This window comes from Paramylibacter kogurei, from assembly GCF_002742285.1.
Classification (GTDB): Bacteria; Pseudomonadota; Alphaproteobacteria; order Rhodobacterales; family Rhodobacteraceae; genus Amylibacter; species Amylibacter kogurei.
The window spans coordinates 1-24,286 of record NZ_MDGM01000001.1 but is presented as its reverse complement, the minus strand read 5'-3'; the positions used below and the strand labels follow the sequence as shown (position 1 = coordinate 24,286).

Annotated in this window: 22 protein-coding genes; 13 read left to right on the top strand and 9 right to left on the bottom strand. The window is 47.2% G+C overall.

The genetic code is table 11. The features are described from left to right. Window positions 1–5 precede the first annotated feature (5 nt). Window positions 6–446: a type II 3-dehydroquinate dehydratase gene (gene aroQ, locus BFP76_RS00110; RefSeq protein ID WP_099591145.1), complete on the top strand. Its 441-nt coding sequence runs from the start codon at window positions 6–8 to the stop codon at window positions 444–446. 21 nt (window positions 447–467) lie between these two features. On the opposite strand, the gene BFP76_RS00105 is transcribed toward aroQ, so the two are convergent. From BFP76_RS00105 to BFP76_RS00095, 3 genes are all read right to left on the bottom strand, one after another. After that, window positions 468–1,061 (bottom strand): TetR/AcrR family transcriptional regulator, encoded by a 594-nt coding sequence (locus tag BFP76_RS00105; RefSeq protein WP_099591144.1) that lies wholly within the window; start codon window positions 1,059–1,061, stop codon window positions 468–470. Window positions 1,062–1,065: 4 nt separating this feature from the next. Then, the gene (locus BFP76_RS00100) at window positions 1,066–1,719 is read right to left on the bottom strand and encodes a DsbA family oxidoreductase (RefSeq protein ID WP_099591143.1); all 654 of its coding nucleotides are present in this window, start codon (window positions 1,717–1,719) and stop codon (window positions 1,066–1,068) included. Between the two features lie 137 nt (window positions 1,720–1,856). Further along, window positions 1,857–2,420, bottom strand: a complete 564-nt coding sequence (locus tag BFP76_RS00095) for a carboxymuconolactone decarboxylase family protein (RefSeq protein WP_099591142.1) — start codon at window positions 2,418–2,420, stop codon at window positions 1,857–1,859. 104 nt (window positions 2,421–2,524) lie between these two features. Here BFP76_RS00095 and zrgA point away from each other — a divergent pair, with 104 nt between their 5' ends. From zrgA to BFP76_RS00070, 5 genes are read left to right on the top strand one after another with little or no spacing between them, the layout of a single operon-like run. After that, window positions 2,525–3,301, top strand: a complete 777-nt coding sequence (gene zrgA / locus BFP76_RS00090; protein ID WP_338064479.1) for a zinc uptake protein ZrgA — start codon at window positions 2,525–2,527, stop codon at window positions 3,299–3,301. A 12-nt stretch (window positions 3,302–3,313) separates the two neighbouring features. Continuing rightward, window positions 3,314–4,015 carry an ABC transporter ATP-binding protein gene (locus BFP76_RS00085; protein ID WP_420818643.1) on the top strand — a complete coding sequence of 234 codons (702 nt, stop codon included), beginning with the start codon at window positions 3,314–3,316 and terminating at the stop codon, window positions 4,013–4,015. Then, a complete protein-coding gene (locus tag BFP76_RS00080; RefSeq protein ID WP_099591140.1) occupies window positions 4,012–5,262 on the top strand; it encodes an ABC transporter permease in 1,251 nt (416 codons plus the stop codon). The genes BFP76_RS00085 and BFP76_RS00080 overlap by 4 nt, the downstream gene beginning before the upstream one ends. Window positions 5,263–5,278: 16 nt before the next feature. Next, window positions 5,279–5,785 (top strand): DUF3299 domain-containing protein, encoded by a 507-nt coding sequence (locus BFP76_RS00075; protein ID WP_099591139.1) that lies wholly within the window; start codon window positions 5,279–5,281, stop codon window positions 5,783–5,785. Between the two features lie 41 nt (window positions 5,786–5,826). Continuing rightward, window positions 5,827–6,288: a DUF3299 domain-containing protein gene (locus tag BFP76_RS00070; RefSeq protein ID WP_240513941.1), complete on the top strand. Its 462-nt coding sequence runs from the start codon at window positions 5,827–5,829 to the stop codon at window positions 6,286–6,288. Window positions 6,289–6,301: 13 nt separating this feature from the next. Here the strand turns inward: BFP76_RS00070 and BFP76_RS00065 are convergent, their stop codons facing one another. Beyond that, on the bottom strand, window positions 6,302–7,171 hold the full coding sequence (locus BFP76_RS00065) for a LysR family transcriptional regulator (RefSeq protein ID WP_099591137.1): 870 nt from the start codon (window positions 7,169–7,171) through the stop codon (window positions 6,302–6,304). A 198-nt stretch (window positions 7,172–7,369) separates the two neighbouring features. Between BFP76_RS00065 and BFP76_RS00060 the strand changes: the two genes are divergently transcribed. The 4 genes from BFP76_RS00060 to msrB all read left to right on the top strand — a co-directional run bounded on the left by BFP76_RS00060 (window position 7,370) and on the right by msrB (window position 11,654). Then, entirely contained in the window at window positions 7,370–8,278 is a 909-nt protein-coding gene (locus BFP76_RS00060) for a permease (protein ID WP_240513940.1), read from the top strand. Window positions 8,279–8,559: 281 nt separating this feature from the next. Further along, window positions 8,560–10,275: a PAS domain-containing hybrid sensor histidine kinase/response regulator gene (locus BFP76_RS00055; RefSeq protein ID WP_133117354.1), complete on the top strand. Its 1,716-nt coding sequence runs from the start codon at window positions 8,560–8,562 to the stop codon at window positions 10,273–10,275. 109 nt (window positions 10,276–10,384) lie between these two features. Then, on the top strand, window positions 10,385–10,984 hold the full coding sequence (locus tag BFP76_RS00050) for a short chain dehydrogenase (protein WP_099591134.1): 600 nt from the start codon (window positions 10,385–10,387) through the stop codon (window positions 10,982–10,984). A 205-nt stretch (window positions 10,985–11,189) separates the two neighbouring features. Beyond that, complete coding sequence (gene msrB, locus BFP76_RS00045; RefSeq protein WP_099591133.1) at window positions 11,190–11,654, top strand: peptide-methionine (R)-S-oxide reductase MsrB; 465 nt, start codon at window positions 11,190–11,192, stop codon at window positions 11,652–11,654. Here msrB and BFP76_RS00040 read toward each other — a convergent pair. The 5 genes from BFP76_RS00040 to BFP76_RS00020 all read right to left on the bottom strand — a co-directional run bounded on the left by BFP76_RS00040 (window position 11,651) and on the right by BFP76_RS00020 (window position 21,135). Then, window positions 11,651–14,896: a translocation/assembly module TamB domain-containing protein gene (locus BFP76_RS00040; protein WP_099591132.1), complete on the bottom strand. Its 3,246-nt coding sequence runs from the start codon at window positions 14,894–14,896 to the stop codon at window positions 11,651–11,653. The genes msrB and BFP76_RS00040 overlap by 4 nt on opposite strands. Continuing rightward, the gene (locus BFP76_RS00035) at window positions 14,893–16,686 is read right to left on the bottom strand and encodes an autotransporter assembly complex protein TamA (RefSeq protein ID WP_099591131.1); all 1,794 of its coding nucleotides are present in this window, start codon (window positions 16,684–16,686) and stop codon (window positions 14,893–14,895) included. The genes BFP76_RS00040 and BFP76_RS00035 overlap by 4 nt, the downstream gene beginning before the upstream one ends. Before the next feature lie 173 nt (window positions 16,687–16,859). Then, the gene (locus BFP76_RS00030; RefSeq protein ID WP_099591130.1) at window positions 16,860–18,479 is read right to left on the bottom strand and encodes a CRTAC1 family protein; all 1,620 of its coding nucleotides are present in this window, start codon (window positions 18,477–18,479) and stop codon (window positions 16,860–16,862) included. Then, the gene (locus tag BFP76_RS00025; RefSeq protein WP_099591129.1) at window positions 18,476–19,894 is read right to left on the bottom strand and encodes a cytochrome c family protein; all 1,419 of its coding nucleotides are present in this window, start codon (window positions 19,892–19,894) and stop codon (window positions 18,476–18,478) included. Before BFP76_RS00025 ends, BFP76_RS00030 begins: the two co-directional genes overlap by 4 nt. Continuing rightward, the gene (locus BFP76_RS00020; protein WP_165775608.1) at window positions 19,894–21,135 is read right to left on the bottom strand and encodes an ROK family transcriptional regulator; all 1,242 of its coding nucleotides are present in this window, start codon (window positions 21,133–21,135) and stop codon (window positions 19,894–19,896) included. Before BFP76_RS00020 ends, BFP76_RS00025 begins: the two co-directional genes overlap by 1 nt. Window positions 21,136–21,337: 202 nt before the next feature. Between BFP76_RS00020 and BFP76_RS00015 the strand changes: the two genes are divergently transcribed. The 3 genes from BFP76_RS00015 to BFP76_RS00005 all read left to right on the top strand — a co-directional run. Continuing rightward, a complete protein-coding gene (locus tag BFP76_RS00015; RefSeq protein WP_099591127.1) occupies window positions 21,338–22,369 on the top strand; it encodes a substrate-binding domain-containing protein in 1,032 nt (343 codons plus the stop codon). 84 nt (window positions 22,370–22,453) lie between these two features. Beyond that, complete coding sequence (locus BFP76_RS00010) at window positions 22,454–23,776, top strand: sugar ABC transporter permease (RefSeq protein ID WP_420818642.1); 1,323 nt, start codon at window positions 22,454–22,456, stop codon at window positions 23,774–23,776. A gap of 10 nt (window positions 23,777–23,786) precedes the next feature. After that, window positions 23,787–24,286, top strand: a 500-nt coding sequence (locus tag BFP76_RS00005; RefSeq protein ID WP_133117353.1) for an ATP-binding cassette domain-containing protein, incomplete at its 3' end; no start/stop codon positions are given.

The window sequence follows — 24,286 nt, the reverse complement described above, 5'->3', positions numbered from 1 at the left end:
CGTAGATGGCGCATAAGATTTACATATTGAATGGGCCGAACCTCAATCTTTTGGGGAAACGTCAGCCCGAAATTTATGGCCACGCGACGCTTGCAGATATTCAGGCCGATTGCGAAGCCTTGGCGAATGAGCTGAACTGTGAAATCAGCATGCACCAATCCAATCATGAAGGTGCAATTATTGATACGATTCATCAGGCACGCGTTGATGGGGCAGGGATTATCATCAATCCAGCCGCATATTCCCATACATCGGTTGCAATTTTGGATGCGCTCAATACATTCGATGGCCCCGTGATCGAAGTCCATATTTCCAACATCCACAAACGAGAAGCGTTTCGCCACCATTCATATGTTTCTGCACGAGCGGATGGTGTGATCGCTGGATGTGGTGTGAATGGGTATACATTGGCATTGCGCCACTTGGGGCAATTATTAAATCAATAACGATTTATTCAATGTGATGGTTCAGGCGCGCAACGCTTCCACTTCGCGTGCCATGTCTTCTGCCAGTTCACACAATTCTGCTTGGTTTGTTTTTTGGTGAAGTTCAAGACGAAGAGCCGTTACATTTGCCTGATATCGCCGCGCGAGCCGTTCAGGCGACATGTCAGAATTTATTTCGCCAAGCGTTTTTGCCGCGTTGAAAGCCGACGCAATTTCCATGCGCATGGCTTCCATATATTGACGCGAGCGATCCGCAATTGCGGCGTCGGTTGAACCTGTGTCCACCATTGTTTTGGTTAACATGCAAGCTTTGCGGGTGGTATCATTGGGTGATAGCAACGCATAGCTGCGCAAATGATCGGCCAACCCTTGCAAGGGTGATTTCGCCTCTGCGACTTTTGTTTTGAACAGCGCCCGAAAGGTTTCTGAATATTTTTCCAAGGCAAGAAGATAAAGGTTTTCTTTGCTTTTGAAGGCGGCATAAATGCTGCCAGGTTTCATGTTTAGCGCAGCTTCTAAATCCTTTAGCGATGTTGCATGATACCCCTTGTCCCAAAACAGGGTCATGGCGGTATCGAGTGTTTCATCACGATCATAAGTGGCGGGGCGGGGCATGAAATTAAGAATCTTCCTTTGCCAGATGGTGCAAGATATTGGTGTAATTTTCTATACCCTGTGCCCCAGTGACAAGATGTTTTTGATTAAAAACAACCGCAGGCACGCCCTGAATGCCTTGGCGTTGCCAAAAGCTTTCCGCTTCGCGCACGATGTTTGCAAAACGCTGATCGTTTAATACGGCGAGTGCTTCATCACGATCCAAGCCAATTTCGCCAGCGACATCGGCCAAAACGTTAATGTCAGACAAATCACGACGATGGGTGAAATGAGCCGTGAAAAACGCCTGTTTTAAATCATCCTTGCGCCCTTGTTCGCCTGCCCAGTGCAACAATTGGTGGGTGTTGAATGTGTTGTGCATTCGAAAATCATCAGCCCAATTAAATTCAAATCCAAGATCAGCACCAAGTGCAGTCATGCGTTTACGGCTCTCTTCGGATTCTGCGCGTGTTGATCCGTATTTTTCTTCAATATGTTCAAACCCATCTTGACCTTCTGCTGGCATATTTGGGTTGAGCTCAAACGGATGCCAATGGATTTCATGTGCCGTCCCAGTGTTTTCCAGTGCGCGTGAAAGTTGGCTATAACCGATGATGCACCACGGGCACATCACATCAGATATGATATCAATGCGAAGGGGAGAGTTTGCAGAAGCCATGATAGATCCTTGGTGAATTAGTTGTGCTCGTCCGCTAATCATATGCGGAAAATCTTGAGGTCGAAAGGCCGCAATTCAATGCAGCCTATCGCGTGATTTATGACGGCCCGATCAAGATGACCGAGCCGCCAAAAGCATTAAGCCGCCTTTTCGTTACGCGACCATGCGAATTTTTCGAATACTTTATCCACGGGTGTTTGCGCCAAGTGATTGGTGTAGTTGGACATGATTTTTTGGCTATAGCCCAAGATCACTTCCAAGATGTTTTGCTGTGTGAAGCCAGCATCTAAAAATGCTTGTACATTTTCTTGAGCGACATATCCGCGATCACGAACAAGTTGTAATGTGAATGTGCGCAATGCTTCGAGGCGCGCATTTGGTAAGGGTGTTTCATTGCGCAATGCTTGCGTAATTTCATCATCAACCTTCATCATTTTGGCGATGCCAGTATGTGCTGGCACACAATAATGACAATCATTTTCAACATTGATGGTTTGCCAAACAACAGTAAGCTCGTCTTTGTCAAAGCTGGAATTCATGAATAATTCATGCAGTTTTTGATACCCTTCCAACAGGCTTGGTGCTTCGGCCATGACGGCGTGCAACCCTGGCAAACGACCGTTTGCTGCGATGGATTTTGCGACAAGGGGTTTTGATGCCTCTGGTGCGGTTTCTTCTGTGTGGATCGTAAAGCTTGTCATTTGTCTTTCCTTGAAATTGATTGCGCTGCGTTTTGCATTGCTTGGCGTTTTCTAAACTTTATTTGAGTGATTGCTCAAGTATATTATTGAGCAATCACTCAAATGTGAAAACCGGCTGTTTCTATAAGAATCCAATTTTCGGTGAAATAGCGGTTGTCAGTTCAATTTTTGTTATGTTATATAATAACAATATTGGGCAAGAAATTGTTCCTTACCCATTTTATAACTTTCTGAAAAACAACCAGGATCATGACATGAAATTACTGCCCTTTGTTGCATTTGCCGTTGCTACCGCCCCCGCATACGCAGAAGAAAAGCGCCAAATGGACGCTCACGAGCATGGTGTAGGCCAGTTGAATATCGCGATTGAAGCGTCGCAGATTGCAATGGAATTGCATGCGCCTGGTGCGGATATTGTCGGATTTGAATATGTAGCAGAGAGCGAAAAAGATCGTGCCATGGTTGAAACTGCCCTCGCCACATTGTCAAATCCGCTTGATCTGTTCCAATTCCCTGCCGGAGCAGGGTGCAGTGTTGTAGAAGCATCAAGCGAACTTGAAAGCGAAGAACACGCACATGATGATGAGCATGGCGAACACGATGATCACGATGAGGATCACGCGCATGATGACCATGACGAAGAACATGCGCATGAGGATGAGCATGACCACGAGGAACACGCTGCAGGGCATACTGAATTTCATGCAGAATATGTGTTGAACTGTACGGATCTTGGTGCAGCAAGTGAAATCACGTTTGAATATTTCAACCAGTTTACCAACGCCAAAGAAGTTGACGTGCAAATTATTTCAGACCAAGGGGCAACCGCGGTTGAAGTTAAGCGCGATGCGCCTAAACTGTCTTTGAAAGATCTGTTCTAAATTGGAAGTATCGTGCCAACGGATGCATCAATCTTAACGCTCAAAAATGTTCGCTACCGCTGGTCGGGGCGGGCATCTTTTGAATTGGCGGTGCCTAATTTTTCCGTCAAAAGCGGTGAAACGGTTTTGCTATTGGGTGAAAGCGGTTCGGGTAAATCGACGTTATTGTCGCTGATTTGCGGAACCATTACCGCACATCATGGCGTTGTTGATGTGGCGGGTACAAATATTTCGGCGCTGTCGCCACGGCGGCGGGATCAATTTCGCGCAGAACATATCGGATTGATTTTCCAACAGTTTAACTTGTTACCCTATGCCACTGTTTTGGATAACATTTTGCTGCCACTACGGTTTGCAAAAGCACGTCGTGAACGCGTTCCTGCGCCAAATGATACAGCACGCCAGCTTTGTGAGGATTTGGGCTTACCCAATGATGCGATGAACGCCAGTGCGGGAACGTTGAGTGTTGGACAACAGCAACGTGTGGCGGCGGCGCGTGCGTTGATTGGTGATCCGCCCTTGATTATTGCAGACGAACCCACTTCGGCACTTGATGCAGCGACGCAAACGACATTTCTCGAGCTGTTGTTTGAACAATCTCGCAAACACAACACAACATTATTGATGGTGAGCCATGATGCGCGACTGGCCGATCAATTTGATCGGGTGGTGAAAATGGCCGATATTGCCCAACAGCAAAGAGAAGCGCTATGATGTTGCGTCTGGCATATGGATCGCTGCTTGCGCGGGCATTGACGGTTGGGATGACGATTGTCGCCATTGCTTTGTCGGTCGCGTTATTCTTGGGTGTTGAAAAAGTGCGCACCGGTGCCAAGGCCAGTTTTGCTGATACGATTTCGGGGACAGACTTAATCGTTGGTGCACGTTCTGGTTCCGTGCAGTTGTTGTTATATTCCGTTTTTCGCATCGGAAATGCCACAAACAACCTGACTTGGCAAAGTTACCAAGACATCGCAGCGCGTCCCGATGTGGATTGGATTGTCCCAATATCATTGGGCGACAGCCACAGGCAATTTCGCGTGATGGGTACAACGCCAGCATTTTTTGATCGCTACAAATACAGATCAGGTCAATCATTGGTGGTGGGCGAGGGTGCCAGAATGAACGATCTGTTTGACACAGTGATCGGTGCGGATGTTGCCAGCACGCTCGGATACAAAGTGGGTGATCCGATTGTTGTCGCGCACGGTTTGGCATCGTTTAGCAATCATGACGATCAACCGTTTCGCGTTTCAGGTATTTTGGAAAAAACAGGTACACCTGTTGATCGTACGGTGATTGTCAGCCTGCAAGCCATCGAAGCAATTCATGTTGATTGGCAAACGGGTGCAAAAATCCAAGGTCAAACAACACCCGTTGATGTGATCAGGCAAATGGAATTAACACCATCAGCTATCACCGCCGCACTTGTTGGAACAAAGGGACGGTTCCAAGTATTTGGATTGCAAAGAGCCATAAACGAATATCCACAAGAGCCACTGCTGGCGATTTTACCAGGTGTCGCGCTACAAGAACTTTGGCAGATCGTGGGTATTGCAGAGACTGCGTTGATTGCGGTTTCCGCGATGGTGGTTGTGACGGCGTTGATTGGGATGATGGCAACAATTTTTTCAAGTTTGAATGAACGGCGCCGTGAAATGGCAATTTATCGCGCGATGGGTGCGCGCCCGCGTGTGATTGTTGGCTTGCTGGTGATCGAGGCATCTTTGATGGCTGCACTTGGTGCGGCGCTGGGGTTGGCATTGTTATATCTTGGTTTGTGGGTTGCACAGCCAATGATTGATAGCGCTTTTGGGCTTTGGATTGCAATTGATGCGCCAACAATGCGGGAATTATGGGTACTGATTGGTGTGGTCATAGCTGGCGCAATTGTGAGCGTGATTCCAGCAATTAGGGCTTATCGTATGTCGCTTGCTGATGGTATGATGGTTCGGATTTGATGAAAGGGATCAGATAATGAATTGGTCACGACGCCAGTTGATTGCCAGTGCAGGTGCCACTTTGGCGCTGCCACGTGTTGCTTGGGCAGTGGAAGCTCAGGAAATTATGTGGGATGATTTGATCCCGCCCGGCGTGCCCTATTCCGAAATCATTGGCGAAGGTGAAATGGATGAAGAAAACGATTCATGGAACCCGATATTTGATGAAAATGCCACCAAGTTAAATCCTGCATTTAATGGTGCTTTCATCAAGATGCCCGGCTTCATCATCCCCATTGAAATGTCTGTGGGGGGTGTCAGTAGCTTTGTTTTGGTTCCGTATGTGGGTGCATGTATTCACACACCACCACCACCGCCAAACCAACTTGTTTTTGTCACCACAAAAACTGCATGGCCAAGCAAAGACATGTGGGAAGCCGCCTGGGTTACAGGTGAAATCAAGCATGAATTGCAAACAACCGAAGTGGCGCAAACTGGATACACTTTGGTTGCGGAAAAAATGGAAATATACGTATGGGAATGAACCATATTCATCGCCGCTGCGTTTTGGTAGGGTTATGCGGGATGAGCATTACCCCACATTTTTTGTATGCCGACGAGGATTATATTGATCTTGATTGGACGGATCTGGTTCCAGAGGGTCAAGTTATCATTCCCCAAGAAATTCAAGGTTTGATCGAGCACAAACAATCCACCCCGCGCGGGCAACAGCCGCCATCAACGGGTGTGCGAAGCGAATGGAATGGACAGACTGTGCGTCTGCCAGGTTTTATTGTGCCCATTGATTATTCGGGCACAGGCGTCACCGCGTTTATATTAGTGCCATTTGTGGGGGCGTGTGTGCATGTTCCCCCACCACCTGCAAATCAACTGGTATTTGTCACCACAGAAACACCGTATGAAACCGCTGGGCTTTATGAACCGGTGAATGTGACGGGTATGTTTGGGACGGCGTCCACCACGACACAGCTTGCGCAAATAGCCTATGCGATATCCGCGGATCGTATTGAGCCATTTGAGGCTTAAAATTGCACCAAAGTTAAATCTGATCTGTTCTTGTGATTGGAAACGCAGTGCGAATGACGGATTTCATTGCGTGGATGACTTCATCTTCCTTGCCAGACCCGCTTGCCATTACCAATTGCGATGAGGGTGTATTTTGAAACCCAAGGCTTTCATTGACCACACACAGCCCCGCATGAAGGGATGATCGGCCCAATAAACCAACGGCGATTCCTGCTTCGACAGCGGCAATTACGCCCGATACGCTTTGGCTGGAATAAACGGTGCGATATGGTTTTGCGCGTTGCTCAAGCGATGCAATCGCAACATCGCGCCACCAACATGCCTGATCGAACAATGCCACGGGAAGGTTTGCGTGATTGCTAAAATCTACGTGACGCGTGCAAACCCAACAGGTGGGATCTTGGAATAACAATTCCTCATTGGGGCCTGGGTTTTCAACCTCGTAAATTGCGATATCCAGCAAGCCTTTTGCCAAGGCATCGGGGAAGCCCGTACTCAATGCACATGTTACATCCAGTTGGACTTGTGGGTGTTGGCGGGCAAAGTTTGCGATAATTTGTGCAAGTTTTGCACGGCCATGATCGTCTGGTACACCTATGCGCAGTTTTCCTGTGATGGTTCCTTTGGATAAATCACGAAAAATCGCATCCAAACGCCCCGTGACCTCTTGCGCAACGGGCAACAATCGTCGCCCAGTTTCACTGAGTGTGACACCGCGCCCGTGGCGTTCAAATACAGGTTGACCCAAAATTGTTTCAAGGCGTTTGATTTGAAGACTGACCGCAGATTGAGATCGGTGAATTTGTGCGGCACCTTCGGTCACGCTTCCCGCTTTGGCGACAATGACAAAGCTACGTAACAAATCACTATCCAAGTTTTCCATTCGATTTACCAATATCAGAAATATAAACTATTCGTTTTATATATGGCTTGTCGCGCGATATTTTACAAGCAGGAGGGTACCACCATGGCAGATCAATCAATTGTTCAGCACAGATCCAACCAAAGGTTTGCACGGTTAATCGTGTGTCTGGCGATAGTATTAATAGTCGGCGTGATTTGGTCCGGTCATGGCACAAATATGGTTACATTTGTTGTATCGGGATTGCTGGGCGTTGCACCAATTGTCATCCCTGGGATTATATTGGCCGCTTGGATTATTGCCAGCGGCGCAGATTCATATGTTGCGCATGTATTCGAAGGGCACACAATGCGCACAGTATTTGCCGCATCTTTCATTGGTGCAATTACACCCGTTTGCGGTGTAACCGTGTTACCCTTGATGGCGGGTTTATTGGCCGCGGGCGTTCCCTTGGCACCGATCATGGCGTTTTGGTTATCCTCCCCGATAACAGACCCTGCGATGCTCGCCACAACTGCGGCGACGCTTGGCATTGGTTTTGCAGTTGGGAAAACACTGGCCGCGTTTTGTTTGGGGATGTTCGGTGGATTGGTTACATCCGTGTTTGCCAATACAGAATGGTCACGAAATGCGCTTCGAAATAACGGCATTGCAGGCGGCCTCGCCAAGGAAAGCTGCGCAGCGATGGTATCGTTTGATCCGTGGGTATGGAAAACAGATACGCGGCGGCGTGCCTTTGCCAGACAGTTTTGGGCAACAGCACGTTTGATCATGTTGTGTTTGGTTCCTGCGTTTGCGGCGGAATATGCGCTCAATGCTACGCTCACACCAGATGCGCTTGCGCGTTATGTTGGCGAAGATCAATGGTGGGCAATCCCTGCCGCTGTGTTCGTCGGGGCGCCGGCTTATATCGATGGTTACGCTGCACTTCCGTTGACGCGCGCTCTGATTGAAAATGGCATGTCCAATGGCGCAGCAATGGCGTTTCTTGTTTCAGGCGGGGTGGTGAGCATCTGGGGCGCAATGGCCATTGCACCTGTTTTGAAGTTGAAACCGTTCCTATTATATCTGGCGCTGGCGATTATTGGTTCGCTTGGTGCGGGATATGTGTTTGAATGGGTGGTGTGAAAACCACCATTTGCAAAAATCCATTCCCTGTGATTTTAGGCCAAAATTAACGGTTTGTTGTGTTAAATTGTTCAGCATTACTTGCAATATGTTCCAAAAGACAGTTTGTTGAATTCCAAGGCTCAGCAAAAGTTGGCAATCACCAACGCCAGCTGTCAGGCTTTGACTGATGTAGGAATAATTTTAATGTGAATGATGACAGCCGTAATTTAACAAGCAAAGTTGATTTTGCAAAACATCAGATTTCGGTCCCAAGGATCGTGATATGTGTATTGATTTCAATGGCTGTGTTACAGTGTGCTGTTTTTTTGCAGCATGGTAAATTTGGATCACCTGCTGAATTTCCCGTTCCAATTGTTGTGGGGATCGTTATTGGTCTGGTCATCGCATTCGTTGAACATAATGTCAGAGCATCACATAATCGCTTGCATATGGAGCTTGCAGAAAAAGAGAAGCTCTATGACACTCTTAAATTAAGCGAAGAACGATTTTTACTGGCCACAACCCGATCATTTGTTTGGGATTGGGATATCGACAAAGACACGCTTTATTTGTCGCCCGGATTTGCAGAAAGTTTGGGCTATTCTGATGCGGAATTAAAACTTGCGATGAATGGGACGACCGCAAATTTGGTTCACCCTGATGATATCGAGCGGTATCGACAAAAACTACAAGCGCATTTGTCTAATCCTTCGGTTGGTTACATCAATGAACATCGTTTCAGAACCAAATCGGGGCAATATAAATGGTTCCTTGCTATTGGACAGTCGGTGGTTGACGAAACAGGACGGGCAATTCGTTTTAACGGCACCACGTCCGATGTATCTGATCGCATAGACTTAGAAGCAAAGTTAAACCAAATCCAAAAAATGGAAGCAATCGGAACCTTAACAGGCGGCATCGCCCATGATTTCAACAATTTGTTGGCGATTATTATGGGTAATCTTGAATTGTTAAATGACGAAATTAAAGACCCAGACCATAAACAATTGATCAAAAATGGGATGGATGCCACACAACGTGGTGCAGAGCTGACGCGCAATATGCTGAGCTTTGCGCGAAAATCACGTTTAGAGCCATCTGTTATCGACCTTAATCAGTTGATATTAAATTTAAAAAGCTGGACAGAGCGTACATTACCAGCAACCATAAAAATCGAAACCTCGTTATTGGCTGGTTTGTGGCCAGTGGATGTCGATAGAAGCTCCACTGAAAGTGGATTGCTAAATCTTATCCTCAATGCACGCGATGCCATGCCCAAAGGTGGAAATCTAACCATCGAAACATCGAATGTGCGTGTAGATGAAGATTATATAGAACAGCGCGGTGAAGAAATCGCACCTGGGCGATATGTTTTGTTAGCCGTAAGCGATACAGGGCAGGGGATCGCCGCAGAAAATTTGGAAAACATTTTTGAACCGTTTTTCACGACGAAACCGGTTGGTTCGGGTTCGGGGCTTGGCCTTTCGATGTTGGTTGGCTTTATGCGCCAATCGGGGGGAACTGTGCGGGTTTATTCAGAACTGGATGTTGGCACGACGTTCAAACTTTATTTTCCTGCGTGCGAGCACACTGAAATTGTCAAAACACCAAGCGCCTCGATTTCGCCAAAACGTAAATCGGATGATCGATCAACAATTTTGTTGGTGGATGATAATATCCAAGCACTGACTGCCTATCGTAGTATGTTGATGAAAGCGGGGTTTGATGTTGTTGATGCGATCTCTGGTGACGATGCATATGCCAAATTCATGGAAAACCCATCCGTGGATTTGTTGCTTACGGATATCGTCATGCCCGGTGATTTGCAGGGTACAACCTTGTCCAATGCATTGCGAAAAATAAAGCCTGATTTGCGAGTGATTTATATTTCTGGCTATGCCGCAGAGGCGACCGTTCATGGCAACGGGCTTCGTGCGAAAGACATTCGTTTGATGAAACCATTTGGTCAAACGGACCTGTTGCGTGCAATCAACAAGGCGCTTTCAAGTGACTAATATTTCCGATGAATGATTGCTGTCTCTTGTCGTGAAAATAACCACAATCGTCAGGCGATTATTCGATACTATCATTGAATGGAAAAAATGCGATGCTGGAGGATGAAACATGAGAATAATTTTAGTTGGCGCAACGGGTGATATTGGCAAATCGGCCTACAAGGCACTTGAAAAAGGGCATGAGATTATCACCGTTGGCCGTACTGGTGGGGATTATCAAGTTGATGTGTCTGACCTAAATGCGGTCAAAATTTTGTATGAACGGGTTGGAAATTTCGACGCTGTGATTTCATGCGCAGGTGATGCAAGTTTTGCACCCTTGGCAGAGTTGAATCAAAAAACATTCATGGTTGGGCTTCAGCAAAAGGTGATGGGACAGGTGAATCTGGTTCTTGCTGGTCTGGACGTCATTTCCGATGGCGGGTCGTTTACCCTGACAAGTGGCGTTCTTGATCGTGACCCCATCCGAATGGGTGCAAATGCGGCTACGGCTAATGGTGCACTGGCGGGTTTTGTCAAAAGCGCTGCAATAGAGATGCCCCGCGGTGTTCGGGTAAATGTGGTCAGTCCTGGAATGCTGGATGTGTCGGCGGCGCGTTACGGTGCATGGTTTCAGGGCCATAAGCCCGTATCGTCGCATGATGTTGGTTTGGCTTATGTAAAATGCGTCGAAGGAGCATTGACTGGACAGGTTGTAATTGTGGAATAAACAATGGGGCAATGAATAGATGCTTGAAGGTTTTACCCACGGTACTAATTCCAATAATGATAGTTATGTTAATAAATAAAGGGTGAGTATAACACATCACCCAAGTGTTCACGCGAATTTCAAAATCCTGTGTTTTGACCTGATTGAAACTATTCCCTTGAGAAAATCGTGTATTTAGGAACGCAAGCATGAAAGGGAAAGAACAATGAATCGCCGTAAATTTATAATGACATCAGCTATTTTACCATTTTCAGCAAATCTGGGATTTGCATCCGAAGGTACATTTGAAATCACGCGCACAGATGCCGAATGGCGCGCAATGTTGACGGATCTGCAATATGCCGTAATGCGCAAAGAAAAAACAGAGCGTGCGGGATCAAGCCCATTGGACAAAAACTATGCCGATGGACAATACATTTGTCGTGGTTGTGATTTGCCGTTGTATTCGTCCAAAACAAAATTTGATAGCGGAACAGGTTGGCCAAGCTTTTACCAAAGCCTGCCAAATGCCATCGGTACGAAAGAAGACAATACATTGTTCGCGACACGCACAGAGGCGCATTGTCGTCGCTGCGGGAGCCATCTTGGCCATATATTCGACGATGGGCCAAAACCAACGGGTAAGCGTCATTGCCTGAACGGTGTAAGTTTGAAGTTTGTAAAAGCTTAGTAATCTTTTTCAAAGAATACGCCGACACTGCTTGCGCCGGTTTCTTTTACGGAACCGCGCAAGGTGACGTTTTTATTAACATCAAGATTGATTGAAACCGTGGATTTATCACGTTCGGCGATGGTGACTGTTGTGTAAACGTTTTCGGATAAATATTTCCCAGCACGCACACCAATGTCACCGTCATCATCCACCACGACATTAAAGTCATCTAAATCCAATTTGCTACGCAGTTTGCTTGCGAATGCGATGCCACCTTTGCCTGAAAGTTCGCGCAAACCAGAGGCCAATTGGATTGCTTGGAATGGTGAAATTTCATTAAGGTTTTTACCAAAGATCATATGCGATAAGATTTCATCTTCGGGTAGTTCTGGTGTGGATTCCAAGCTGATCTGAGGATCAGAAACCAATCCAGAGACAATCACAGAGGTGGTGAATTCACTGGACGTGGTGATCGCCAAAATGCGGATACGTGGATCAAGTGAACCAATCATGGTCATGGATGCTTCGCTAAGATTAAAGCGCTTGCCAAGAATGTCCATGCGTCCGCGGATCAGGTTAAATGCGCCAGTCGGTATGACGTTTTGAGTTGTTCCCATAAATCGAATACGCCCACCCAGTTCCGCATCCAATCCACGGCCACGTACAAAAACACGCGATGGCGCGTTTAAAACAATGTCCAACTTGATTGGCGTTAGCGGTTGTGCATCACCTGATTGAGTTGAAACAAGCCCCGCGCGAACACGCGTGTTATACGATGGCGCAGATTCATTTTTATGTGAAATATCGGGTAAAAAGCTGAGCGTTGGTGTTAGCTGTGCCTTTAAATTCACCTCGGTATCAGACAGGTTTATCTGCCCCGATAAAAGTGGCCCAGCCAATGCAGGGCCTGTTAGCTTTAACTGACCATTCAATACTGTGCTGTAAAAATTGCGATCCTTGTGGCGCACATTATTGACATCAATCACCAAATTTGACGGAAAGCCTTGCGATTGATTAAGTGTGATTTGGCCATTCGTGGCAACACTACCACCCTGCCCCAAATTCGCATTCAATTGTGTTTGAGCAACGCCATTGGAAATATTCGTTGTGGATTGAATATCGTTCAAGGTGATTTGTTGAGATGGGAAAACAAAGCTCGCACCCGTGGTTGTGACCTGTCCAGATAATGCATCCAAACTTGGTTGGCCATTGATGTTTAAATCGAAATTTGCATTCCCACGCACCTTGGCCGAATTTGCAGCCAAGTTGCGATCAAGCAATGCCAACGGTGCGTTCCCAACAGCGCGAATATCCCATGGGCCCGAACCTTTGGGCACACGCCCGCTGATGGCCGCTGACAGACCACCAATTCCCGAAGTTTGCAGATCAATGACGATGTCATCCCCGTTTTGGTTTGCGGTTCCAGAAAGTGTTAACGGCCCCGTCAAAGTTTCGGAAATAATGCCTGCATTGTTTAATCTTGCGGATAGCACCGCGGATAAATCGCTGCTGCTAAGCTGGCCAGATGCTTCGCCAGAAAGTTGAGGGTTCAAGATATTCAGGTTTTCAAAAACGATACCACTTTCGGTGCGTTTAGCAGACATTGAAAACGCGTTACGCCCATTGATGAATTGATCAATCGACGGATTATTTAGTGATAGATTGTTGCCTGTGATATCCAAATCCAAGTCAAATTCACCCGTCAGTAACGCGGTTTGCCCAGTGGCAGTTATTTCAGTGTTACCGTATACAGTTTGACCGATGAGCCCAGAAAACGCTGACAGATCCTGAACAGAGGCGACGATATCACCCTGTGTTAACAACGCCGTTTCTAACCCTGCGATATCGCCATCAACGCTGGCACGAATATTACCGTTTGAAATCGAAAGATTGCTGAATGTGATTGGTTGATCTTTGTTCCAAATGATGTTTGCCGAACCTGAAACGCGTTCACCAAGTGCACGCGCCAAATTTGGATCGGTGTGACTAACACCATCAAGCGATGCTTCTATATCGGCGGACAAAAGCAAATCCGAAGGCGCTTTTTGTAAAAAAGCTGGTGCAATTTTGCCCCCTCCTTGGAATTTGCCCAGATCAATTGTTAGCCCATCACGTGATAATCCGTTTACGGTGATTTCACCGCTCCAGGGTTGTTCGTTTGAATATGTGATTGATACAGTTCCCGATTGAACAATCGTTTGCGCCCCAGATATGGGCAGCACGATTGGTTCGCTTTGAGCATCTGCAAGGCGCGCTCGTAATTCAATATTGGACGGGGTGTAATCGGGTGCAAGTTCAAGCTGTCCTTCTGCGGCAAGAGTTGCTGTCACCAAATTGAATTCAGGCAGTGACATCGACCCGTCAGCGCGCCGCTCGATCAAGCCTTTCAGCGTTGCTCGCTCACCAAAAAATGGGCGATAATCTTCTTGGAACAATGGTGCTAAATTCCCTACGGTGTCAAAGCTGAGCGAAAGTCCATCTTCTTGTCCGTTGATGCGCAATGGAGATGCAACAAATTGCCCGTTTAATCGCTCGACCCCATCTGTTGATAATGAAAGCCCCGTTGTGAAATTATCTTGTGGACCTTCGCCGTTGAGTGTCAATGCAAGTGCAGGCGCATTTGGAATATTCAGTAGTTTTGCAACCAATCCATTTGCATTTTCTTGGGCATCCAAATCCAAACTGATTGTTTCGGAACGACCATTATAAATGGTATTCAGTTCAAATTTACCAGAGTTATCAAGATGTTGAGCCAAGAAAGACACATCCGCATCGCCATCGATAAGTGAAATTTTTCCATCTGCTCGCAAACTGGCCGGTTGTCCCAATACGGGTTCCAGCAAATGTAATTCCGTGGCGGATAGGTTTTCAATTTCGATTGAAACGGGTAATTCTGGGATGCGAAAACTGCCAGATTCAATGGTGGTTTCTTCACTGGCGGGTGTGCGAAGCACGGTGATTTTATCGGCGGCTAATGTTTGGACTTCTACACGACCACGTAACAATGCGGATCGTGTCCAACTGAGTGTAGCACCTTCGATATCAAGCCATTTGCCATCCGCATCAGAAATTTCAATTCGCTCGACTTTGGCATCCGAACTGAAAGTGCCCTGCATTCCCGTAATCGAAACGTTAAAATTGGGTGACGCGAGCGTGTCTTCGATCAATTGTTCAAGATAGGGTTTTTTATCATCTTGCGCGTGGGTGGGAAGCGTGAGCAACGCACAGATTAATATCAGAAATGCGTGAAAGATTTTCAAAATGCTTGCCCAATGCCGATATAAAAATTGATGTTGCTTGTTGATACATCATCCGCTGGAAACCCGACGTCTACGCGAATGGGACCAAGCCCTGTTTCAAACCGCACACCAACGCCAACACCTGCATGGCTGTCACCACTGGTTAAAAACGATGATGTGCTACCAATGTAACCATAATCGGCGAAAATTACACCGCCCAAGTTATCACGAAGGGGTGCGCGTAATTCAGCACTGACACCGGTAAACGATTTGCCACCAGTTTGTTCATCCGTGCCAAAGGGTACACCCAACACTTGGTAATCTTGACCGCGAACGGTTCCACCACCACCAGAATAATACAAATAGTCGGATGGAAGGTCTTCTAAATCTGCGCCATAAACAGCACCCAATTGAGTGCGCCCTGCCAATACAAATTTATCATCAGGACCAAAGCCATGATAAACGCGCCCATCGAATGCCATGCGCATTCCTGATTGTGATCTGTTGCGTTCATAAAATGGTTGTGCTTCTAATGATGCATAGATCCCTTTGCTTGCTGAAATTTCGTTGTCACGGCTGTCATAGGTGATCCCAATTGGTGCGCTTAACAGACGAAAATTTCGCAAACCAAACACATCGTTCGTATCGATGTTGCGATATCGAACGCCAGCATATGTGGACAATGTATCATTGATATCATGGTCGAAATTTAACCCAACTGTATAGGCACGAATGCTATAGTCTGGCTCGTCGTCGCGTTCAAAGTTTAGCGAAAAAGTTGCATCCGTATCTGGGCTGAGCGTGGCAGGGCGAGTTAAGCTAACCCCGACATTGTAATCAATACCATCGGTTGTGCCACCTATGCCAGATGCCACGGCATCAAACCGCAAGGATTCCCCGCCCCCCAACAAATTGCGGTGCAGCCAAAATCCTTCCAGTGTTAAACCTTCGTCGGTGGATATTGTTGCACCAGCACCAATACGACGCGGTTTTGCCTCTGCAACAGTCGCAGTAATTGGAATGGTTCCATCGGGGGAAATTTCATTGGCCTCTGTGATGGCGACAGTGGTAAATGCACCTGTATTTCGTAAACGACGCCCCGCTGCTTCCAATTCAAGTGGATCGAAATTTTCACCTGTTGGTAATCCCGCGATTTTGCGCACCCGATTTTCGCGCATGCGTTGATTGCCGCGAATGATCAAACTGCCAAATTTTGCAGTGCGCCCTGGTTCAATTGTAAAAGATGCATCCAACGAATTGCGAGTGTGATCGGCAGTAATATTTTGTTCGGTCACTTTTGCCGTTGGGCGGCTCGCGCTTCGCCATGCATCAATTGAATCATCAACGGCCAATTGAATGACTGATGATTTTGCAATCTCGCCCTTGGCGAATTCTGGTGACAATTGTGTATCAGAAGGTAGCGGGCGAATTTGAGCAGTGCCGAATTTAAATTGGTCGCCCTGTTGAATTGTCACCACGGCGGATGTGATTTCACCAAGCGTTTCAAATGGTGAAAGTGTTGCCGCCTCTTTGCCATTTAATGTGATGCTGATCTGGGCGCCGTAGTAACCATTTTCGTACAGCACGCTTAAAAACCGCTGATAGTCGGATTGCGCTGCTGCCAAAATTTCAGTGCTGGATTTATCCTGTTCTTGTAAGGCTTGGCGCAGAAGGGATGTGAAACGGATACTTTTTGAAATTTCTTCGCTGACAACAAATTCCAAGCGATCGCTTTGGGCGACGCTAAATTGCGAATAACCAAATGAAAATAAGGCGATGCCAGTGGCTATTAACGTCAATGACGCGCGCATTTTTTGTCCCTTCTATCGTATCGTACCGCGGCTTGTCCTTCGCAGACAACGATCTTTGGGATAGCTTGCCAAAATGGGCGGCAATGGGCAAATCACAATACAATACTGCTTATTTAATTGGTCGCAGAACCACTGCAAGTATATTTATTGTGATCGGCGAAAAGAAGTATGTTTTATCGTGCAGGATACCAATATTTGGCATCTGGATCATCACGATCAAGCACCACAAAATTATTGGCGAAAACACGATATGGTTGGCTCCAATCCCCGTCTGGCCATTTTATCCGCACCTGCGCACGTTCGGCGACACCAAGTCCGAAATGGATAAACCCCAATCGCCCTGATGCATGACCCCCGCCAATTTGTACCGTATGTGTTTGCGTCAAATTTCCGGTTTTAACAGAAATCTTAGCACCCACTGCATTTCGATTTACATCGTTGTTGCGAAGCTCAACCGCAAGGAAATTTCCAAACGGCGTATATCCCCAATCGGTTTTACGTCCCAGATTTCGAAACAGGCTGACGGGTTCTTCGCGGTTTACAACCAGCAGATCCAACATGCCGTCAGCGTTAAAATCTTCAACAATTGCACCGCGCCCTCGACGTGGCAGAGCAATACCCGCCGCTCCGCCTTGCTCGCTAAACTTACCGTTGGGCAATCCCATCAACAAATTATCGGGGTCTATTTCGGCGAAATCGGGCATGCGTTCAACATTCCCCTTTGCGATGTATAAATCGGGGCGCGTATCATTGTTGAAATCGGCGAATTCTGTATGCCAACCCGTTGATGGCTTTAAATCATCACCTTGATACGGACGATGCGCGGTGGCCGCTCGTTCATATGCCATATCGCGATAAATCGGTCTGTCATCTTCTGCGTCTTCATCCAACGTTTGAAGCATCGTGTCGCCCATTGAGGACAATGCATATTCAGGGCGGCCATCGGCGTTTAAATCGGTTTGGGCAATTCCCATGCCCCAGATAATTAGTTTTTGCCAACCATCGCGCGCATCAAATTGTTCGGGGCGACCACCACTGTTTAGGTTCCAAAGCTGCTCATAACCACCCCGGTGATATTGACGATCATTGGTGACGCGCAGGTCAAAGTTCCCGCGATTATTCCAATCCGTAAACATAATCGACAAGGAACAAAAGCTGGGTGAAAGCGGTTGATTTTGGTCATAGTTCCCGTCCGCATTTGGGCGCGCTAAAACATTGTCTTCACAGGTACCCCAAGGTGAGCCAGGTGCATCGCGATCAATATAATTGGCAAAAGCCAATGTCGGGTTTGTTGCGTCACGTTCCCAGATTGCGGAAAAACCTGTTGTCCACGCATCACCCCCATAAAAGAGAAAATGATCATTTGCCTTGGCAAAAGTGCAATTGCCAAGTCCACGTAGAATTTGGTTTTGTCCAACCCGTAGAACCATCAAATCCATGTGCTCGTCATTGTCAAAATTGATGGGGTATGCCCCGGTCACTTTTGAAATTTCGCCTGTTACGGAAATAGGTTGCTCGGAAAACGTTATGTCTTGGCCAGCCTTGGATGTGTTGCGAAACAGCTTTGCGGGCATTTCGCCACCGGCGATAAACAGATCATTCATACGATCATTGTTGCAATCAAAACTGGCAGCGCCACCGCCAACAAAATATTCAAACGGGCCGCGGTATTGATGATTTATGCCAGCAATTTCTGACTGCTCAACGAAGTGTGGAACGTCGCCCAAAAATTCGGATTGTGCAAATGTTGGACTGGCTATTATCAATGAAACGAGTGCAAAGATGGGTTTCATTCTGCCACCTCAATGCGCAGTGTTTTTAAAAATGCCACAATCGCGCTTCGCTGTTCTTCTTGGGCATTGGTGTATGCATCTTTGGCGGGTTTCGCACTGCCACCATGCGCACGTATTATTGTATCGAGCGTGGTGAAATCGTTGCGATGCCCATATGGCGCAGTTGAACCAACGCCCCATAACTCTGCCGTCATAAAAATATCGCGCCCGACAAAGCGTTGCGAGAATAGCTCGTTGCCCAATAAATCATTTTCAGGGTCGGTGATTTTGTGACGCTTTAAATCCCCAAAAAGTGGCACCATAAATTGTCCCTGCTCATTTTGTTCCAGTGAGTTTACCCAATCCAGTTGCGATAAATCATAGATTGCTGGGTTGGCGACATCATGTTTGTTTAATGTCCCTGCCGCATCGACGGGACCAGGATCATAAAAGTGAAGTGAATCCAATGGCAGCGCTGTGCGGTGACAAGACGTACAGCCAAAATCATCAAAATACTCTGCCCCCTTTCGTGCGGCATCTTGCCAAGCATTATCACTTGGTTGCCAAACGGTTGGCGCAGGCAGGCTTGCTTGCCACGCGACAAGTGCAGATACATCTGCAGGAGAAAATTCATCTGCATATCCATCTTCATCAAAATCGGTTTCACCTGTCCAGCGTGCCCCAAATCTCTCACTGGCCTGCATCCCATGATGATGATTTGATGCGTTGACGGTAAATTGTCGAAGCGAGGTCATTACCCCCTTTTGGCTAAACGGGCGAATGACAAGATCGGTGTCGACACCGTCCAATTCTGTGAGATCAACCATCCCATCTGGCATCGCTGTGATGTATCCAAATGAAACATCTTTGGTGACAAGAGCAACGCGGGTGGCTTGTCCATTTTCACGCGCTTTCGACAAAGCGTTGGTGCGTTGTGCGACCAGCTCCGCTGTCATTTCTCGTGCTAAAAGCTCGATCAGACCCGCGCCAAAAAGGTGATTTGTACCGCGTTCATTCGAAAACTCTGGATCGGTGGTGTCAAATTCGTGATTGTTAAACCCTTCGGACAAAAAGACATTGGCAACAAAGCCACCTGCGCCACCGTCAAATGGTTGATTGTGACAAGATGAACAAGCGTTTGCATCCATGCCCGATGTGCGTGCAAAGGCTTGGCGCAGTTCACGTCGTGGCTTGGTTGGAATGATGGCCTGTGTCGCCATCGGGCGGCCCGCGCCGTCTTGGTCTGTAAATTGTGCCGTGAACAGCGCCTCTCCAATTTCCCGAAGCTGTTCCAATTGCGTTTTGCTTTGCAACCCGTTTGGAATGGTTTCAATCGCACCGATTGATGGGGTTTTTTCTGCCCAAACAGGGGTCGATTGTGCAACAGATTGTTGCCCTACAAACATGAATATGAGTGAACAAATAACTGTTTTCATTACTTTTTGCTGCGTTTGAATTTTCGAGTTGCAACTTCTGTTTTGTCATATTCGCGCAATGTGACAAACGAATTACTATCGAATGCTAAGCGATCTTCGTTTGGTTCGAAACTTACATTTGGTGCTTGTCCCATGCGGACCAGAAAACTGTCTTGCAATTGTTTTTCTAACCCATGTTTTAACAGGTCGTAAAACTGTAACCCTGCACCAACAATTGTCAGTGGCATTGGGCCCAATACGTTAAATAGGCGCGATAGCGATAATCCAAGCGCCGTTCCGGCTTGGCGGAATGCAAATTCTGTCATGCGATCGCCTGAACGAGCAGATTGCGCCAGTTTATGCATTTGATCCAAGGGAATGAAATTTGCTGGAATAACATCAGTTGGTGCTTCGAATGCCGTGCGCAATATACCATAAAACCCGGCATAAGTTTCCAAACATCCATTTGCACCACATCTGCAGAGTGGCCCTTGCGCAATATGGGGCATATGCCCAAATGAAGGCGCGGAAAGTTCGATTTCCTTGTGTTGGTTCACACGCGCAACGCCAAGGCCGATATTGTCTGATAGCCAGACAACGGCATGTCGATCACCTGCGGAAACAGAACCGTTTTGCACTGCGCGTTTCATGACGTTATGCGCAACAAAGCAAATTTCATTATGAAGTTTGACTTCTGCCGTCCAATCGTCACTCAATAATTTGCGAAAATTGATTTTTTGGTTGCCAAAAACAGGTGACCAAAGCAGCGATTGTTCTTGTGTATCCACCTCGCCTTTGGTCGTGACTGAAATGACCTTTATTTGGTTTTTCTTGATTGCAGAACGAGCCACAAAATCAGCAAGTTGTTTTTTTATCATGTGACCAAACAGGATCGCATCCGTTTGCGTGTTGTCCCGCCCAAAAACCTGTCGGTCCTTTAATGTGTTGCGGTAATCCAATAGCGAATATTCAATGCGCTCTGCGGAAATGCGCAACATTACAAAATAGGCGAATTCGGCACATGGTATGAATGAAATTCGTGGTCGTCCGCGCCCACTTGCCGGGGCTTGTTCGACCTTTTCTAACACGCCTTCTTCCAAAAATTCGCCAGTTATCACGGATACAGTTCCCGACGCCAATCCAGTTTTTTCGGCGATTACCGTATGTGATAACGGCCCGAATTCACGCAATGAATTCAATACCATGGCACGATTGTTGTGACGCAAACCCTCGGTTGTTATCGCGGTTTGAATAAATGACATTTGCTTGCGCCCTTGCGGTTTTTTGCTGTGCATGTTCGATATCTTATTGCCGTAGATTGACAAAGTTGCAATCTTTTTCTCGACTCACGAGTTGACCTGCTCACGCTTTCGTGTTTATTTTTCTCGACTATTGTGAAAAATAGAATCGCAATAGAAAATCGGCGAGTACGTCTCGCAAATTTTAAGTTCTTGGGAGGAACATATGAAAAAGTTTATCACAGCGGCGCTTGCCGCGTCCGTTGCTGTATCTGCACTTGCGACAAGCGCAAATGCAGCGGGTAAAAAAATTGGCGTGTCTTGGTCTAACTTCCAAGAAGAGCGCTGGAAAACCGACGAAGCCGCAATGAAAGCAGCGATTGAAGCAAACGGCGATGAATACATTTCTGCGGATGCGCAATTGTCTGCTGCAAAGCAGTTAACTGATGTTGAAAGCCTGATCGCACAAGGCGCTGATGCGTTGATCATCCTGTCTGTTGATTCAGGTTCTGTTGGCGCTGCGGTGGACAAAGCTGCTGCCGAAGGCATCCCTGTTTTGGGTTATGACCGCCTGATCGAAGATCAACGTGCGTTTTACCTAACATTTGACAACAAAGAAGTTGGCCGTGTGATTGCACGTTCCATCGTCGCTGCTGTGCCAGAAGGTAATTATGCGATCATCAAAGGTGACAAAGGTGATCCAAACGCGCTGTTCCTATTGGAAGGCATGATGGATGTGATTGGCGCCGATGTTGAAGCTGGCAAAATCAAAATTGTTGGTGAAGCATTCACCGATGGTTGGAAACCAGACAATGCACAGAAAAACATGGAACAAATCCTGACTGCAAACAATAATAATGTTGATGCAGTTCTATCAGAAAATGACGGTATGGCGGGTGGTGCGATTGCCGCACTTGCAGCACAAGGTATGAATATTCCTGTTTCTGGCCAAGACGGTGACCATGCTGCGTTGAACCGCGTTGCGCGCGGTACGCAAAACACATCTGTGTGGAAAGATGCACGCGAATTGGGCAAGGCGGCGGGTTCAATTGCTGCAATGCTTGCCGATGGCAAAGCGGGATCTGAAATTCCAGGTGCTGTAAAATGGTCAGGTGGTTCAAAAGGCGTTGAGATGGACGCGATTTTCTTGGCCCCTACTCCGATCGACAAAACTAATATTTCTGTCGTTATTGATGCAGGTCATATCGCCAAGGACAAAGTCTGTGAAGGTGCGATGGACGGCGTTGACGGCTGCTAATCACAGGTCACGAAAAACAAACCGCGCCATCATATTGGCGCGGTTTATTTACAACATCTGAAAAATTTGAAAGCGGAGCAGGTTTTGAACTCTCTAAATAATTCTGTCGGCGCAGACAAAGTCGAAAACGAAGGTATGTTCACCCGTTTCCTTCGCGCCACCGAAATCGACGCGCGTTTGTTGGGGATGATTGCGGCCCTGATTATGATCTGGGTTGGATTTCATCTCTATGGTCTTTTGGTCAATGGTTTTGGTGCGTTTTTAACACCGCGCAACCTTTGGAACTTGTCTGTGCAAACAGCATCTGTTGCTGTCATGGCGACAGGGATGGTTTTGGTGATCGTAACGCGTCACATTGATTTGTCCGTGGGTTCGATCCTTGGGTTTTCTGCTACCTCTATGGCAATTATGCAGGTTTGGATATTGCCCGAAATCTTGGGTCTTGGTCATCCGATGATCTGGGTTATTACGGTGATTTTCGGGTTGATGGTTGGTTGCGCGATTGGCGCTATACATGGTTATTTGATCGCCTATTTGGGTATTCCTGCGTTTATCGTGACGCTTGGTGGTTTGCTGGTTTGGCGTGGTGCAACATTTTTGTTGGCCCGCGGTGAAACCATTGCACCAGTGGATGCTACATTTACCAAATTGGGTGGTGGCCCATACGGCGCAATCGGTGCCACAGGCAGTTGGATTGTCGGATTGATCGCATGTGTTGCGTTGCTTGGCCTGCTTTGGCAAGGGCGACGCAAACGGGTTCAATTCAATTTCCCACAACGCCCGATGTGGGCAGAAACATTTTTGGCGGTTGCTGGCTGTGGGATCATCGTTGGCATCGTCATGTTGGTGAATGCATATTATTGGCCCAAAGGTATCGTGCGCCAATACGCAGAGGCGAACAATATCGAAACCCCCGTTTCAGAAATTTTCATTAGCCATGGTTTTGCAATCCCAGTGTTGATCATGTTGGCAGTGGGTGTCTTGATGACGTTTTTAACCACACGTACACGATTTGGCCGATACGTGTTTGCCATTGGTGGCAACCCAGAAGCGGCGGAATTGGCAGGGATCAAAACGCGCTGGGTCACGGTGAAAATCTTTGCTTTGATGGGCACATTATGTGGTCTGTCGGCAGTGATCGCATCGGCAAGACTTGGTTCAGCATCGATTAGCCTTGGCACCTTGGACGAGCTTTACGTTATTGCGGCGGCCGTGATTGGTGGCACATCTTTTGCAGGTGGTGTTGGTACCATTTACGGGGCAATTTTGGGCGCCCTGCTGATGCAATCATTGCAAGCGGGCATGGTGTTAATTGGGTTTGATGCAGCAATGCAGCAAATGGTCGTGGGTTCAGTGTTGGTTTTCGCCGTCTGGATCGACACAATGTATCGCCGTCGTGCGAAGTAAGGATTGAATGATGTCAAACTCAGAAAACCAAAAACCGCTCGTTGAAATCAAAGATTTGTCAATTGCATTTGGGGGGATCAAGGCGGTTGATCATGCATCACTTGATCTGTTTCCTGGCGAAGTTGTCGCGATTTTGGGCCACAATGGCGCGGGGAAATCGACACTCATCAAGATCCTATCGGGTGCCTACAAACGTGATGGTGGCGAAATTTATGTGAATGGTGAAAAGGCGGATATCAACAATCCGCGTGACGCCAAAAAATATGGAATTGAAACCATATATCAAACGCTGGCGGTTGCCGATAATGTGGACGCCGCCGCCAACCTTTATCTGGGGCGTGAAATCCTGACCAGTTACGGCACGTTGGATGACACGGCAATGGAAGCAGAAGCACGCAAAGTTATGGGGCGATTAAACCCAAACTTTCAACGGTTCAAAGAACCGGTATCTAAACTGTCTGGTGGGCAACGCCAATCGGTTGCGATTGCGCGCGCGATTTTGTTTAACGC